This is a genomic window from Actinacidiphila sp. bgisy167 (assembly GCF_057707665.1).
The window spans coordinates 33,064-47,776 of the sequence record NZ_JBYIQP010000050.1 but is presented as its reverse complement, the minus strand read 5'-3'; the positions used below and the strand labels follow the sequence as shown (position 1 = coordinate 47,776).

The following is a 14,713-nucleotide window of genomic DNA, read 5'->3' as shown; positions in this document are numbered from 1 at the left end:
CCCCCCCCCCCCCCCCCCCCTCCCCCCCCCCTCCCCCCCCCCCCCCCTCCCCCCCCCCCCCCCCCCCCCCCCCCCCCCCCACCCCCGCCGTCGGCTATGCCCGGTACGTCGTCGCGGCGGCCGTCTCGGCCGCCGGGTGCGCTGTGCCTGCCCATGAAGTCAGTGATCCGTCCGCGCGTCCGTGGCGTCCAGCAGCTCGCGGAAGGCCCGCTCCACCGCATCGGGGTGCTCCATCATCGCGACGTGCCCGCTGTCGGGGAGCAACAGCAGCCGCGCGTCAGGGAACGTCCGGGCGGCACGGTACGCCATCCGGGGGGCGACCAGCTTGTCCCGGCCCCCGTACACCAGCAGCGTCGGCGCGAGGACCCGCTCGGCCTGCCGCCACAGGTTGTGCTGGCCGCCGAGGGTGTAGGCGTCGACGATGCCGCGTGTCGAGCGGGTCAGCGCGTCCCAGAAGTAGGGCAGCTCCAGCCGGCGGCCGTACTCCGCGGCGTGCTCGGCGAAGGCCTCCTCACCGACCTTCGCCGGGTCGCCGTAGCAGAGCGCCAGCAGCTGGCGGGTGCGGCGCTCCACGGACCAGCCGCGGGTGGCGCGTCTCACCACCGTGCTCACGCCCGGCAGTCCGAGGACGGCGGTCGGCCAGGCGCCGCGCTGCGGCGGCACCTCCGGCAGGGCGGGCGAGATCAGGGTCAGGGTGCGGACCAGGTCGGGCCGGGCCGCGGCCACCTTGGTGGCGACGGCGCCGCCCAGCGAGTTGCCGACGAGGTGCACCGGCCCGCGCCCGGAAGCCTCCAGCAGGCGCACGACGGCGCGCGTGTGCCCACCGATCGAGTAATTGCCGTCGTCCGGCGGCGGGGAGTACCCGAAACCGGGCAGGTCCACGGCCTCGCAGGACACACGGTCGGCCAGCAGGCGCATCAGCTCCGACCAGTTGGCCGAGGACCCGCCCAGGCCGTGCACGAAGAGCGCGGGCGGCAGCCTTTCGGCCTGCTCCACCCGCACGCGTACGGCCAGCGTCCTCCCCGCAAGCGCCACGGTCCGCACCGTCTCCCCGTCCCCGGCTCTGGCTCCCGAAGGGGGTACGGGCACGGCGGCGAGTGCGGCTTCGGAGGACTCCGTCGAGGACATGGCCCAATGTTACGAGGTGATCACGCGTGCGCTCTTGTGTTCGCCCTCACAGCCCCTCGACGATTCCGCGCGGTGTCGCGACGCCCCCGTGGCCGGCGCCGCCCGCGCTTGTCGCTCTGCGCACGGGGTTCCCGTCTCCTACCCTCGCAGAGAGGGAAGGAGGGAAAGGGAAGGAGGGAAGGAGGGAAGGAGGGACAGAACGGGAAGGAAGCGGACAGTGGGTAGCAGCGGGGGACGGCAGCACACGACCAGACGGGAGGTCCCCGTGTCCGACGACATCGAGGGCTTCGAGGACGACGCCATCGACGACCTGGAGGACGCCGAGGCCGACATCGAGGCGCCCGAGGCGGACATCGCCGAACAGCATCTCGACCTGCTGCAGCACCGCGACGTCCCGATCACCGAGCGCCCGGACGACGCCGATCCCGCGGACGTCGCCGAACAGCGCCGGGTCGTGGAGCTCGACGAGGACGACTACCGCTGAGTTCCACCTGGTGAGAATGTGCGTTCGCACAGCGCATGGCCCCACTACCGAAAAAGTACGATGGCACCCGCAGCGCAGAACGACACCACTTGGAGGCGGCGTGACAGCCATCGAGCAGACTGAGGCGCGCCCCCGCGGCACCCGCCTGCCGCGCCGGGCTCGGCGGAACCAGCTGCTGGGCGCGGCCCAGGAGGTGTTCGTCGCCCAGGGCTACCACGCCGCCGCGATGGACGACATCGCCGAGCGCGCGGGCGTGAGCAAGCCCGTGCTGTACCAGCACTTCCCCGGCAAGCTCGAGCTCTACCTGGCCCTGCTGGACCAGCACTGCGAGGCCCTGCTGGACGCCGTGCGCACCGCGCTGGCCTCCACCACCGACAACAAGCAGCGCGTGGCGGCGACCATGGACGCCTACTTCGCGTACGTGGAGGACGAGGGCGGCGCCTTCCGCCTGGTCTTCGAGTCCGACCTCACCAATGAGCCGGCCGTCCGCGAGCGCGTCGACAAGGTCGCGCTGCAGTGCGCCGAGGCGATCAGCGAGGTCATCGCCGAGGACACCGGGCTGACCACCGAGGAGTCCATGCTGCTCGCCGTCGGACTCGGCGGCGTCTCGCAGGTCGTGGCCCGCTACTGGCTCTCCAGCGGCAGCTCCATGCCCCGCGACACCGCGGTGCAGCTGCTGACCTCCCTCGCCTGGCGCGGCATCGCGGGCTTCCCACTGCACGGCGCCGAGCACTGACCCCACTCCCGCGGCGGCTGTTCGCTCTGGGCGTGCCCGTCGGCCGGTGGCCCGGCGCGCGGCGCGGCTAATGTGTCTGCGTACGGCGCGATTTCCAACCGCGCACACCGCAGACCGTTCGGAGGGACGAAAGCCGTGGAGGTCAAGATCGGCGTGCAGCACGCGCCGCGTGAGATCAGCATCGAGAGCGCGCAGACGGCCGAGGAGGTAGAGAAGGCCGTCGCGGAGGCGCTGACCGGCACCGGCAAGCTGCTCAGCCTCACCGACGAGCACGGCAAGCGCGTGCTCGTGCCGGCCGACCGGCTGGCCTACGTGGAGATCGGTGAGCCGGCGGCGCGCCGGGTGGGCTTCGGCGCCCAGCTCTAGCTCCGGCATCCGCCTCCGGAGCGGCTCCCCGCCGTCGCGGGGAGGCGCTTCCCGGGCGGCGGCACGGGACGGCGGGCCGGCGAGCCGGCGTGCCGCCCTCGCGGAGGGCTTCTCGGACGCGGCGGACGACTCCCCCGGGCACGGCCCGGCAGGGCACGGACGCCCTCATCCGAGGACGGCCGCGGCCTCGCCCCCCTACCGGAACGCCTGACGGCGGGTCGTCCCCGAATGGGGTGACCCGCCGTTTCGCCAGGTGGCGCCGAGGGGTAGGACCCGTAGGACCGAAGTCTCCGGGAGGGGCCGCGCCATGCTGTGGGAAGCGCTCGCGTACGCCGCCGTCGGACTGTCCGTCGCGTTCGCCGCGACGCGGCTGCTCCCCCGCCGCCGCCTTCCCGCCGCGACCCTCGTGCTGGCCACGGGGACGGTCGCCGCGGTGCTCGGCGGCCTCGTCACCCGTACGGTCCTGGGTTCCGACCGGTTCCTGATCAGCCTCGCCGTGTCGGTAGGGGTCGCGGCGGCCCTGCTCTCCCTGCTGGTGCGCCCGCCGCGCGCCGCCCGCCGCTCCGCGCCGCGCGCCGCCTGAGGCCGCGTGACGGCACGGACCGGGCGGTCCGCGCCGTCGTCCCCACCGCTCAGGCGGACAGGCTCAGCGCCGCCATCCGCTTGGTGTGGGCCTCGGTGATCCGGGTGAACATCCGGCCGACCTCCGCGAGGTCGAAGCCGTCGGCGACCCCGCCCACCAGCATCGTGCTGAGCGCGTCGCGGTCCGCCACGACCCGCTGCGCCTGCGACAGCGCCTCGCCCATCAGCCGGCGCCCCCACAGCGCGAGCCGCCCGCCGACCCGGGGGTCGGCCTCGATCGCGGAGCGCACCTTCTCCACCGCGAAGGAGGCGTGGCCGGTGTCGTCCAGCACCGCCAGCACCAGTTCCCGGGTGTCGGTGTCCAGCCGGGCGGCCACCTCGCGGTAGAAGTCGGACGCGATGGAGTCGCCGACGTACGCCTTGACCAGGCCCTCCAGCCAGTCCGACGGCGCGGTCTGGCGGTGGAACTCGTCCAGCGCGGCGGCGAAGGGCTCCATCGCCGCGGTCGGGTCCGCCTCGATGGCGGTGAGCCGTGCGCGAAGCTGCTCGAAGTGGTGGAACTCGGCGGACGCCATCGCCGCGAGCTCCGCCTTGTCCGCCAGGGACGGCGCGAGCTTCGCGTCCTCCGCCAGCCGCTCGAAGGCGGCGAGCTCGCCGTATGCCAGGGCCCCGAGCAGGTCCACGACCGCCGCGCGGTACTGCGGGTCCACGGAGGCGGCGGCCCAGTCCTTCGCGGCGACGGCCGTTCCGGAGGAGGTCTCGGCAGGGGTCTTCGCGGGGGTGTCAGGCGTCTCCATGCTGCGCACAATAGCCAACCCCACCAGCGCGGCAACCACCTCGTACGGCCCGTCGTGCGGGAGCCGCGGCACGACCTGTCCCACAGAGCGTGAAATCCATCCGCCGCAGGTGCGTGATTCCGGGGTACAGTGATATGGACCCGCCAGGTGACCCGGCGGGTCACGCATGAATGGATGCCCGGTCGGTGGCCCGATCGGCTCCTACCGACCGCCCTTCCCCGTGGGGAGGGACAGCTTCGCGGCGCGCACGAGGGCAGTGGTCCCGCGCACCTCGGCCATCGACGGCCGGACGACACTCCGCGCGGTCAGCGCAGTTCCTTGCGCCCGACCCACCCCGGAAACCGCTCGACGCCGCGTCCCAACAGAAGAGGCAGCATCCTGACCACCACCACGACCTTCCGCGATCTGGGGATCCTCCCCGAGACCGCCGAGGCCCTCGAGGCCGTCGGCATCACCACTCCCTTCCCGATCCAGGAGATGACGCTCCCCGTCGCCCTCGCGGGCAACGACGTCATCGGCCAGGCGAAGACCGGCACCGGCAAGACCCTGGGCTTCGGCCTTCCGCTCCTGGAGCGGGTCGTCGTCCCGGCAGACGTCGAGGCCGGGCGGGCCAGGCCCGAGGACGTCGTCGACGGTCCGCAGGCCCTGATCATCGTCCCCACCCGCGAGCTGTGCACCCAGGTCACCAACGACCTGCTCACGGCGGGCAAGGTGCGCAACGTCCGCGTCCTGGCGATCTACGGCGGCCGCGCCTACGAGCCGCAGGTCGAGGCCCTGAAGAAGGGCGTCGACGTGATCGTCGGCACCCCGGGCCGACTGCTCGACCTGGCGGGCCAGAAGAAGCTCGACCTGCGTCACGTCCGCGCGCTCGTCCTCGACGAGGCCGACGAGATGCTGGACCTGGGCTTCCTCCCCGACGTCGAGAAGATCATCGAGATGCTGCCGGCGAAGCGGCAGACCATGCTCTTCTCCGCGACCATGCCGGGCGCCGTCATCGGCCTCGCCCGCCGCTACATGTCGCAGCCCACGCACATCCGGGCCACCTCGCCGGACGACGAGGGCGCGACCGTCGCCAACATCACCCAGCACGTCTTCCGCGCCCACTCGCTGGACAAGGCCGAGCTCGTCTCGCGCGTCCTGCAGGCCGAGGGCCGCGGGCTGGCCATGATCTTCTGCCGCACCAAGCGCACCGCCGCCGACGTCGCCGAGCAGCTCGAGCGCCGCGGCTTCGCCTCCGGCGCCGTGCACGGCGACCTCGGCCAGGGTGCCCGCGAGCAGGCGCTGCGCGCCTTCCGCAACGGCAAGGTCGACGTCCTGGTCTGCACCGACGTCGCCGCCCGCGGCATCGACGTCGAGGGCGTCACGCACGTGATCAACTACCAGACGCCGGAGGACGAGAAGACCTACCTCCACCGCATCGGCCGCACCGGCCGCGCGGGGGCGTCCGGCACCGCGATCACCCTGGTCGACTGGGACGACATCCCGCGCTGGCAGCTGATCAACAAGGCGCTGGACCTGCCCTTCAACGAGCCGGAGGAGACCTACTCCACCTCGGCCCACCTCTACGAGCTGCTCGGCATCCCCGACGGCACCAAGGGCGTGCTGCCGCGTGCGGAGCGCACCCGTGCCGGGCTCGACGCGGAGGAGGTCGAGGACCTCGGCGAGACCGGCGGCCGCGGGCGCGGCCGCGGCGGCCGCAAGTCCGGCCCGGCCGCCTCGGCCGAGGCGGAGGAGCTTCCGGCCCGCACCCGTACGCCGCGCCAGCGCCGCCGCACCCGCGGCGGGCAGGCGATCGGCGAGGCGCCCGCCGAGGCGGAGGCGGTCGTCGAGACCGTGGCCCCGGCCGCCGAGGGCCCGGACATCGAGACCCCGGCCCCGCGCCGTCGCCGCCGCACCCGTGCGGGCGCCGCCGGGACCACCACGGGTGCGGGCGCCGAGACCGCCGCGGACGCCGCCCCGGCGGCCGAGGAGGTCCCCGTCCCGCGCCGCCGCCGTACGCGGTCCGGTGGCGCCGCCACCGGCGCCAAGACTCCGCCCGCCGCGGAGACCGCGGCCCCTGAGGCCGCCTCCTCCGAGGGCGAGGGCGCTGCCAGGACGGTCCGCCGCCGCCGCACACGGGCGGCCAAGCCGGCCGACGAGGCCACCGGCTGACGCGACGCGTCCGCACCGCATCCGCACCGCCGACGGCCGGGCGCCCCTGATCGGGGCCCCGGCCGTCGGCGTCCTGCCCGGTCCCGCCCGGGACCGGGGCCCGCGTCCCGTGCGGACCGTCCGGCCCCGCTAGCCTCGGCCCATGAGCCGACCGCCCTTCCTGACGCTGCCCGAGAACGCCACCGCGCACCTCCTCCAGACGGCGCGCGGCGCCTTCGCCGTGCTGGACGCCCTCCCCCCGGCCGGCACGCCCCGGCGCGGCACCGCCTTGCTGCTGCCCGGGTTCACGGGCAGCAAGGAGGACTTCGTCGCCCTGCTGGAACCGCTCGCGGCCGCCGGCTACCGCGTGGTCGCCGTGGACGGCCGGGGCCAGCACGAGTCGCCCGGCCCGCGGGACGAGGCGCCGTACGCGCAAGGAGAACTGGCCGCCGACGTGGTCGCGCAGACCGCGGCCCTCGCCACCCCGGCCGGGGAGCCGGTGCACCTGCTGGGGCACTCGATGGGGGGCCTGGTCGCCCGTGCCGCCGTCCTGGCCGCGCACGACGGGGGCGGCGCCCTGCCCTGGGCGTCGCTGACCCTCATGAGCTCCGGCCCGGCCGCCATCGAACCCGCCCAGCAGGCCCGTACCAAGTTGCTGCTGGAGGCGCTGTCGTCGATGGACATGGAGGGCGTGTGGCGCGCGATGCGCGAGCTGGACGCCGAGGATCTCGAGGGCACGGCGCGCGCCTCGGGTGCGGTCGAGGAGTTCCTGCACCGGCGCTGGCTGGCGACGGTGCCCGAGCAGCTGATCGTCACCGGCCGGCAGCTGATCGACGAGCCGGACCGGGTGGCGGAGCTGGCGGCGGTCCCGCTGCCGAAGCTCGTGCTCTCCGGCGCGGTCGACTACGCCTGGCCCCTCCCCTGGCTGGACGCGATGGCCGAACGCCTCGGCGCACGCCGCGTCGTCGTCGAGGACGCCGAGCACTCCCCCAACGCCGAGCAGCCGGCGCGGACCGCCCGGGCCCTGCAGGACTTCTGGAACAGCGCCGAGGCCGCGGACTAGCCGCGCCCGCAGGTACGCGTGCGGGTTCGCCCGCAGGCCCGCCTGCAGGCGGGCCTACAGGCGGGCCTACAGGCGGGCCTGCAGGTGCTCCCAGAAGCCGTCGCGCAGCACGCGCCGCAGGTCGGCGTGACCGCGCAGCGAGATGTTGAGCATGCCCTCGGCCTCGACGAGCAGTTCCTGGTCGAAGGCCGGCGGCAGGTACGGGTGCCCCGGCAGCAGCTCGGCCAGGGCGTCGCGGCCGCGGGTCGCCAGCCACTGCGAGGCGACCCGGGCCCCGACGAAGTGCACGTCCTCGCGGGTGGGGATGGGACCGGTGGGGATGGCCGCGTCTCCGTAGACGGGGACGGTGCGCCGGGTGATGTAGGGCTTGCAGAAGTCCAGGTCGAGGGTGCGGAGGCTGTCGACCTCCCACAGCAGCGGGTCGGCCTGGTTGCGGCCGTCGGCGGCCTCGATGCCCCACAGGTGGACACGGGCGCCGTAGCCCTGGGCGGCCTCGACCGCGGACACCAGGTCCTCGTCGCCGCCGATCAGGACGGCGTCGCTGATGGCGCGGTGCCGGGCCAGTGACTCCAGGTCGCTGCGGATCAGGGAGTCGACGCCCTTCTGCTGGCGGCTGGCGTTGAGGTTGCCGAGCCGCACCTTGACGTCGGGCAGCTCGGCGATGCGTTCCTGCTCGGCGGTGTGGATGCGGCGGCGGGCCCCGTCGTACCAGTAGACGCGCAGCAGGCGGCTGTCGGCGAAGAGCGTGCGGGCCCGGTCGATGAAGGCCTCGATGATCCCCTCGGCGTCGAGTTCGAAGGCCCTCCGGTCCTCGGTGCCCGCGACGAGGCGACCGGCCGCGGCGTACACGTACCCGGCGTCGACGAACACGGCGTGGGTCGCCGGGGTCGTGGCGACCTCGGCGAGCACCCGCTGCAGGAGCTCGTTCGTGCGCTCGATGCCGGCGGCGATGGCGGAAAGGGCGTCGTCGTTCATAGAGATGACATTGTCCGGCGCTTGTGTCCGCACACACAACCGGAACCAGGACCGCCGGTACCGGTGGTTACCCGCGAGTAGAAGCGTGGCGGGAAAATTTCCTTAGGACAAGGAAGGTTTTCGCCGGTACAACAGTTGTCGATACATGAATGACCCCGGCAGGTAACGGCTGCGAAGCAGCCCCGTACTCCAATGGAGGAGTGCCCGGACGAAGGGAGAAGCCGTGAACACCATGCGCTTCGAGATCATGCGCCTCAACGACCAGGACGGCCGTGCCGTCGACTGCACGGTCGTGGACGCCGCCTCCGTCGATCAGATCGTTCAGCAGGCCGCAGCGCTCGGCCAGCGCGTCTACATCCGCCCAGCCGAGTAAGAGGTCGCGCGGATAGGCGGGGTGGAGAAAGGAGCGGGTCGAGGGCCGAGCCCGGCAAGGCGGAGAAGGGAGACGCAGCGGAGCTGCGGCGACCGACGACAACGCCGCCAGGCGAGAGCCACCGACCCGCGACGCCGGCCCGCCTATCCGCGCGGCCTCCAAGGCCCCGTCACCACGCCGGCACGGCGCGGCCGCACGGCCGGACACCCCGCACGCGAAAGGGCCCCGTTCACACGGAACGGGGCCCTCGTCGCGCCCGGACGCCCCTCGACGGACCGTCAGCCCTCGCCGCGGATGAAGCCGAAGACCCCGCCCGCGACCTGCTGCACCGCGATCGCCGAGAGCAGCATGCCGGAGAGCCGGGTCACCAGCACCACACCGCCGTCCCTGATCAGACGGATGATCACCAGCGAGTAACGCATCGTCAGCCAGAGCACCACGTGCATCGCGGCGATGGCGACCCATACCGACAACTGCTCCCCGAAGCCGTGCGCGCGCTGCACCGCGAGGATCACCGTGACGATCGCGCCCGGCCCGGCGAGCAGCGGCATGCCGAGCGGCACCAGCGCGACATTGACGTCCTTGGTCTGGGTGGGCTCGTCCGCCTTGCCCGTGAGCAGGTCGAGGGCGATGAGCAGCAGGAGCAGACCGCCCGCGATCATCAGGGCCGGCACCGAGACATGCAGGTAGTCGAGGATCTGCTGGCCGCAGATGCCGAAGACGGTGATGACGCCCAGCGCGACGGCGGCGGCCTGCCAGGCCATGCGGCGCTGGACCTTGACCGCGCGGCCGGAGGTGAGGGCGAGGAATATCGGGGTGATCCCGGGCGGGTCCATGATCACGAACAGCGTGACGAAGACCGAGCCGAACAGGGTGAGCGAGAACAGATCCATGGGCCTAGCGGTGGTGCGGTGGGAGGAAGGTCGGGGCCGGCGGTGCTCGGCGCGTCAGCGCGCGTCAGCGCGCCGCGGGGACGGCGGGCGGGCGGCGGGTAAGCGCGTCACGGCATGATCGGCGCCGCGCCGGTGGCCCGCCGGACGAGCTCCCGGTAGACCTCGGGGTCCGTGGTGTACTCGCCGAGGCGGACGGTCTTGCGGGTGCCGTGGTAGTCGCTGGACCCGGTGGTGAGCAGGCCCAGTTCCGCGGCGAGGGAGCGCAGACGGGCGCGGGTCGGCTCGTCGTGGTCCATGTGGTCCACCTCGATGCCGTCCAGCCCGGCGGCCGCCAGGTCGCGGATGACGCTCTCGGGCACGCAGGTGCCGCGCTTGACGGCGGCGGGATGGGCGAAGACCGTCACCCCGCCCGCGTTGCGCACGAGCCGGACGGCCTCGAAGGGGTCGAGCTCGTGCTTCTCGACGTAGGCGCGCCCGCCCGGCCCTATCCACACGGGCGTGAACGCCTCGGCGATGCTGCCGACCAGCCCCGCCTCGATCAGCGCCTGGGCGATGTGCGGCCGCCCCACGGCTCCGTCGCCGGCGATCTCGGCGACCCGCTCCCAGGTCACCGGTACACCGTGGTCGCGAAGCCGGGCGACCATGGCCCGCGCTCGGGGCACCCGGTCGTCGCGGACGAGTTCCCGTTCCCGGTGGAGCTCCGGTTCCTGCGGGTCGAAGAGGTAGGCGAGCAGATGCAGGCTCACCCCGTCGATGCGGCAGGACAGCTCGGCGCCGGTGACCAGCGTCGGGGCCGCGGCGCCCGCGGCACGCAGTTCACCCAGCGCCTTCTCGGCCTCGGCGTAGCCGCCGACCGTGTCGTGGTCGGTCAGGGCCACGACGTCCAGCCCGGCCGCGGCGGCGGCCCGGACCAGCTCCGCGGGGGTGTCCGTGCCGTCGGAGGCGGTGGAGTGGGCGTGCAGGTCGATGCGCACTCAGGTCACTCCAGACGCTCGGTCCTCGCTGCTCGCTGCTCGGACGGAATCAAGGGTTGCGATTACCAGGATAACTGCCTGGCCAACCTCTGATTCTCAGGAGAGCAGGCGAGGGGAGAGCGCCCCGCACGGTACGAGATCGATTTCCGCGCCGGCCTCGCGCAGATCGGTCAGTATCAGTTCGTCGTACATGAGCAGGCCCGACTCCTCCGGCCACACGACCGCCCACAGCCAGAGCCCGAAGGACTCCCCCGCGAAGACCGCGCGGTCCGGGGGCGTCCCGTTCACATGCCACAGACCGGTCGGCCTCCCGGCCGCGATCACCTTGGCGGCGGGCGGCTTGCCGAGGCACATCGCCGGACCCGGGTCCGGCCCCGGGATGCCGGCGAACCTCGCCCCGAGCCCGACCCCGGGCTCCTCCGCCACCAGCACCATCTCGCCCTGCCCGCCGAGCGGCCCCGGCCCCGAGCAGGCCAGTGCCGTGGCCCGCCCGCCGCTGCGGTCGTCCCCCGCGGAGACGACTCCCGTGAACAGCCAGCCGACCGGCAGGGGCCAGGGCATCCATACCGGGACGCGCGCACGGCCCACGACCACGCCGAGGGCCTGCACGCTCGGCGGGACGACAGGCTGCAACGGGTACACGGCCCCGTGCTCGTCGCACTGCCAGGAGTCGGCGAAGAGCCCGGGCGCTCGGACCCGGCCACCGCACTTCGGGCAACTGGGTTCGCCCCTCATACCGCCCCACGGTCCTCCGGCGGCGTGCCCGCGTCAAGGACGATCACCCGTCCGGGTTCGGCCCGTGGCGCGGCCCGGCGCCACACCTTTCCCGCCGGCCACGCCTCCCGCCGGCGGCACTCCCGCTCGGGTCGCGCGGGCCCGGACTGACATCACGTCAGCAGCGGCCGGGGCTCAGTCCGTCAGCGCGACCGCGGCGCGGTGCGGGTCGCGCAGGTCGGTCCCCTCCCGCAGCCACCGCTCCTGCAGCGCCCCCGCGCCCCGCACCCGCTTCCAGGCGGCCTCGTTCGCCGTCATCGGCAGCAGCGGGAAGAAGCGCACGGGGTCCATCGGCGCGCCGAGTTCCACATCCGGCACGAGACCGCCGGGCTCGGCGACCAGGACGGCCGAGAACGGAGCCCCGGGCCACAGCGGTTCGCCCACGTCCAGCGAATTCCCCGGCGCCACGACGACCCCCTCGACCTGAGGGCCGGCCGCCAGCACCGCGAGCGGCCGCAGGACCTTGTCGGTGTCGGCGCCGCGCCCGGCGCGCAGGGTGAGCACGAGTTCCGCGCGCGGACCGCGCACGGGGTCCGCGACGACGGCGACGGGATCGTTCATCGGCGCGCGCGCCATGCCGAGCGTCACATACCGCAGGAGCTCGCCGTCGCGGAAGCGCAGCACCTCGATCCGTTCGGCGCCTACGAAGGTCACCGCGGCGCGGGCGTCCGGCTCGCCGAAGGCCGTGCGCAGGCGCGCCTCCACAAGCCCCAGTACATCCACCATGGGGCGAGCATAGGGCCCGTATGGAAGGGGTAAAGGCGCGGTTCCGCGCCAAGGCCGCCTGCTATGGTGAGGCGTCGGCTACGCCGCTCGAGGCGTGCTCGTCTTCCCCAAGCGGGGATCGGCCGGAGGAGGTGGGGCTGCGATGGATCCCAGTCGACCGTGCAGTACCGGCAGCTCTTCCGCCCGGCAACCCTCCTGATCCCCCGCGTTCCGTACCCGGTCACCCGGGCGTGAAACCAGAGAACCACGGAACCGCCGGAGATTCCCGGGATTTTCCGCGGACGCGCGCACACATCGCGTGACGGTGCCGCGTGCCCGCTCCCGAGACCCGCACGGGTCCCGCCCCGCCGCTTCCGGAAGAGCTCCCTGAACTGCGCAGTGATCAACGGTGATCACCCCTCCCTGATCCGCATTTCAGCTCGGCCAGTCCGTGAAGGAGCTTGCCATGTCGATGATCCGCGACCTGCGCGCAGTCGTCCGCCCCGCCCTGCGCAAGAGCAGCACGTCATACGACTACGGCCCGGACCGCTCCCGCACCGTCACCGACAGGCCCAGCTCGGTCGTGGACTGCGCCGTCTACCAGGAGGGCCGCCGCAACGGCGACCACCTCTCGCCGCGCGAGGCGCTGGAGAAGGTGCGCGGCGGAGGCGGCTTCGTCTGGATCGGCCTGCACGAGCCGTCGGAGCGGGAGTTCGCGGAGATCGCCGAGGTGTTCGGCCTGCACCCGCTGGCGGTGGAGGACGCCGTCCACGCGCACCAGCGGCCCAAGCTCGAGCGCTACGACGACACGATCTTCATGGTCTTCAAGACCATCCGCTACGTCGAGCACGCCGAACTCACCGCCACCAGCGAGGTGGTGGAGAGCGGCGAGGTGATGGTCTTCACCGGCCGGCACTTCGTCATCACCGTCCGGCACGGCGGCCACGGCTCGCTGCGCGCCCTGCGGCACCGCCTCGAGGACGACCCCGAACTGCTCGCCAAGGGCCCCTCGGCCGTGCTGCACGCCATCGCCGACCAGGTCGTGGACGACTACCTGGCCGTCAGCGAGGCCGTCCAGGACGACATCGACGAGGTGGAGATCGACGTCTTCTCCGCCCAGGGCAAGTCCCCGCGCGCCACCGACGCCGGGCGCATCTACCAGCTCAAGCGCGAGGTGCTGGAGTTCAAGCGGGCGGTCTCCCCGCTGCTGCGCCCGATGCAGATGCTCAGCGAGCGGCCGATGCGCGTGGTGGACCCGGAGATCCAGAAGTACTTCCGGGACGTCGCCGACCACGTCGCGCGCGTCCACGAGATGGTGGTCGGCTTCGACGACCTGCTCAACTCGATCCTGCAGGCCAATCTCGCCCAGGCCGCCGTCGCGCAGAACGAGGACATGCGCAAGATCACCTCCTGGGCGGCGATCATCGCCGTCCCGACCATGATCTGCGGTGTGTACGGGATGAACTTCGACCACATGCCGGAAGTCCACTGGCGCTACGGATATCCGATGGTGCTGGTAGCCATCGGCGGGATCTGCCTCACCATCCACCGCATCCTGCGCCGCAACGGCTGGCTGTAGGGGCCCGGCCCCTACCAGGAGGCCACACGGATGGGCGGGCCGGCGTCGCGGCCCCGCCTCTCCGCGCGACCTCTAAGCGGCCTTCCGGCGGTCCGCCAGGATCACCAGGGCGAGCCCGGCGAGGATCACCGCGAGCGCCGGGTAGGCCGCCACGGGCGGGGTCTGGCCCAGCCAGATCGCCGCCACCAGGGCGGCGCCCGGCGTCTCCAGCAGGATCGCCGTGGACGTCGTCGACGCCCCGAGCCCGCGCACCACACGGTTGAGCAGGCTGTGGCCGAGCAGTTGCGCGGCGACGGTCAGCGCGACGAGCTTGGCCCAGGCACCGCCGTCGTAACCGCCGAGCGCCGAGCCCGAGGCCAGGCAGACGGCCAGCAGGGCCACGGCCGTGGTGGAGTAGCAGACATAGGTGTACGCGGTCGTGCTGACGGTCCGTCGCACCTCCGCGCCGAGCAGCACATAGCCGGCCGCCGCGATGCCGCCGCCCAGCGCCAGCGCGTCCCCGGCCAGGGCGCGCGGCGACAGCGACAGGTCGACGCCGGTCAGCAGCACCACTCCGGCCACCGCGAGCGCCGAGCCCAGCCACACCATCCGGGGCGGGCGGTGACCGCGGATCCACAGGAACAGGGTGGTCCACACGGGCGTGGTGGTGCCCAGCGCCGTGGCGGACGCCACCGACGTCATGGTGAGGCTCGGCAGCCAGAGGCCGAAGTGCAGCGCCAGCACCAGGCCGGAGGCGAGCGAGAGCTTGAAGGGCCGTCGGCCCATCCCCAGCAGCTCCCGCCGGTGCCGCAGCCACACGAAGGGGCTCAGCACCCCGATGGCCATCGCGTTCCGCCAGAAGGCGATGGCCAGCGCCGGCGCGGCGGTCGCGGCGACCAGCGGCGCGGACAGGGAGACCCCGGCGATGGCGACGGCCAGGAGCGCGAAGTCCAGCGGCACCTTCGCGTGGAGGGCCGCGCCCGGCTCGGCGTCCGCCGTCGATGCGGCGGGCGTGGTTTCGGCGGACGGCGCGGCGGACACGCGGGGCACTCCTCGGGGGCGGGGGGGGCAGGGCGGGCGGTGACGTCCTTAGCGTAAGGCCCGTACGGGGCCTGAGCTCCTGTCGTCTCACCATGTGTGCAGCACCACTGCGGCGCCCGGCGCGGGCCACGCCA

Annotated in this window: 16 protein-coding genes; 8 read left to right on the top strand and 8 right to left on the bottom strand. The window is 73.4% G+C overall.

All coding sequences use genetic code 11. The annotated features are described in order from the left end of the window. Nucleotides 1-159: 159 nt before the first annotated feature. Nucleotides 160-1,128 carry an alpha/beta fold hydrolase gene (locus AC3ET4_RS19530; protein ID WP_431951065.1) on the bottom strand — a complete coding sequence of 323 codons (969 nt, stop codon included), beginning with the start codon at nt 1,126-1,128 and terminating at the stop codon, nt 160-162. Nucleotides 1,129-1,393: 265 nt separating this feature from the next. Here AC3ET4_RS19530 and AC3ET4_RS19525 point away from each other — a divergent pair, with 265 nt between their 5' ends. The 4 genes from AC3ET4_RS19525 to AC3ET4_RS19510 all read left to right on the top strand — a co-directional run bounded on the left by AC3ET4_RS19525 (nt 1,394) and on the right by AC3ET4_RS19510 (nt 3,297). Beyond that, nucleotides 1,394-1,612, top strand: a complete 219-nt coding sequence (locus AC3ET4_RS19525) for a hypothetical protein (RefSeq protein ID WP_431951063.1) — start codon at nt 1,394-1,396, stop codon at nt 1,610-1,612. Nucleotides 1,613-1,712: 100 nt separating this feature from the next. Beyond that, nucleotides 1,713-2,348: a TetR/AcrR family transcriptional regulator gene (locus AC3ET4_RS19520; RefSeq protein WP_431951061.1), complete on the top strand. Its 636-nt coding sequence runs from the start codon at nt 1,713-1,715 to the stop codon at nt 2,346-2,348. A gap of 135 nt (nt 2,349-2,483) precedes the next feature. Further along, complete coding sequence (locus AC3ET4_RS19515; RefSeq protein WP_319158819.1) at nt 2,484-2,714, top strand: DUF3107 domain-containing protein; 231 nt, start codon at nt 2,484-2,486, stop codon at nt 2,712-2,714. 307 nt (nt 2,715-3,021) lie between these two features. Continuing rightward, nucleotides 3,022-3,297 carry a hypothetical protein gene (locus AC3ET4_RS19510; RefSeq protein ID WP_431951059.1) on the top strand — a complete coding sequence of 92 codons (276 nt, stop codon included), beginning with the start codon at nt 3,022-3,024 and terminating at the stop codon, nt 3,295-3,297. A 49-nt stretch (nt 3,298-3,346) separates the two neighbouring features. On the opposite strand, the gene AC3ET4_RS19505 is transcribed toward AC3ET4_RS19510, so the two are convergent. Beyond that, nucleotides 3,347-4,093, bottom strand: a complete 747-nt coding sequence (locus AC3ET4_RS19505; protein ID WP_431951057.1) for a ferritin-like fold-containing protein — start codon at nt 4,091-4,093, stop codon at nt 3,347-3,349. A gap of 477 nt (nt 4,094-4,570) precedes the next feature. Between AC3ET4_RS19505 and AC3ET4_RS19500 the strand changes: the two genes are divergently transcribed. Both AC3ET4_RS19500 and AC3ET4_RS19495 read left to right on the top strand, forming a co-directional pair. Beyond that, nucleotides 4,571-6,244: a DEAD/DEAH box helicase gene (locus tag AC3ET4_RS19500; protein ID WP_431951075.1), complete on the top strand. Its 1,674-nt coding sequence runs from the start codon at nt 4,571-4,573 to the stop codon at nt 6,242-6,244. Between the two features lie 142 nt (nt 6,245-6,386). Next, on the top strand, nt 6,387-7,286 hold the full coding sequence (locus tag AC3ET4_RS19495; RefSeq protein ID WP_431951055.1) for an alpha/beta fold hydrolase: 900 nt from the start codon (nt 6,387-6,389) through the stop codon (nt 7,284-7,286). 66 nt (nt 7,287-7,352) lie between these two features. Here AC3ET4_RS19495 and AC3ET4_RS19490 read toward each other — a convergent pair whose 3' ends face one another. Continuing rightward, on the bottom strand, nt 7,353-8,261 hold the full coding sequence (locus AC3ET4_RS19490) for an NYN domain-containing protein (RefSeq protein ID WP_431951053.1): 909 nt from the start codon (nt 8,259-8,261) through the stop codon (nt 7,353-7,355). A 232-nt stretch (nt 8,262-8,493) separates the two neighbouring features. On the opposite strand from AC3ET4_RS19490, the gene AC3ET4_RS19485 reads away from it, so the two are divergent. Continuing rightward, nucleotides 8,494-8,634, top strand: a complete 141-nt coding sequence (locus AC3ET4_RS19485; RefSeq protein WP_488175947.1) for a hypothetical protein — start codon at nt 8,494-8,496, stop codon at nt 8,632-8,634. 278 nt (nt 8,635-8,912) lie between these two features. On the opposite strand, the gene AC3ET4_RS19480 is transcribed toward AC3ET4_RS19485, so the two are convergent. The 4 genes from AC3ET4_RS19480 to AC3ET4_RS19465 all read right to left on the bottom strand — a co-directional run bounded on the left by AC3ET4_RS19480 (nt 8,913) and on the right by AC3ET4_RS19465 (nt 12,001). Continuing rightward, the gene (locus AC3ET4_RS19480) at nt 8,913-9,527 is read right to left on the bottom strand and encodes a MarC family protein (protein ID WP_431951051.1); all 615 of its coding nucleotides are present in this window, start codon (nt 9,525-9,527) and stop codon (nt 8,913-8,915) included. Between the two features lie 107 nt (nt 9,528-9,634). Then, the gene (locus AC3ET4_RS19475; protein ID WP_431951049.1) at nt 9,635-10,501 is read right to left on the bottom strand and encodes a PHP domain-containing protein; all 867 of its coding nucleotides are present in this window, start codon (nt 10,499-10,501) and stop codon (nt 9,635-9,637) included. A 96-nt stretch (nt 10,502-10,597) separates the two neighbouring features. Then, on the bottom strand, nt 10,598-11,236 hold the full coding sequence (locus AC3ET4_RS19470) for a DUF6758 family protein (RefSeq protein WP_431951047.1): 639 nt from the start codon (nt 11,234-11,236) through the stop codon (nt 10,598-10,600). A 174-nt stretch (nt 11,237-11,410) separates the two neighbouring features. Next, a complete protein-coding gene (locus AC3ET4_RS19465) occupies nt 11,411-12,001 on the bottom strand; it encodes a suppressor of fused domain protein (protein ID WP_431951045.1) in 591 nt (196 codons plus the stop codon). 445 nt (nt 12,002-12,446) lie between these two features. Here AC3ET4_RS19465 and AC3ET4_RS19460 point away from each other — a divergent pair, with 445 nt between their 5' ends. After that, nucleotides 12,447-13,559 carry a magnesium and cobalt transport protein CorA gene (locus AC3ET4_RS19460; RefSeq protein ID WP_431951043.1) on the top strand — a complete coding sequence of 371 codons (1,113 nt, stop codon included), beginning with the start codon at nt 12,447-12,449 and terminating at the stop codon, nt 13,557-13,559. Nucleotides 13,560-13,631: 72 nt separating this feature from the next. Here the strand turns inward: AC3ET4_RS19460 and AC3ET4_RS19455 are convergent, their stop codons facing one another. Then, nucleotides 13,632-14,579 (bottom strand): DMT family transporter, encoded by a 948-nt coding sequence (locus AC3ET4_RS19455; RefSeq protein WP_431951041.1) that lies wholly within the window; start codon nt 14,577-14,579, stop codon nt 13,632-13,634. Nucleotides 14,580-14,713 lie beyond the last annotated feature (134 nt).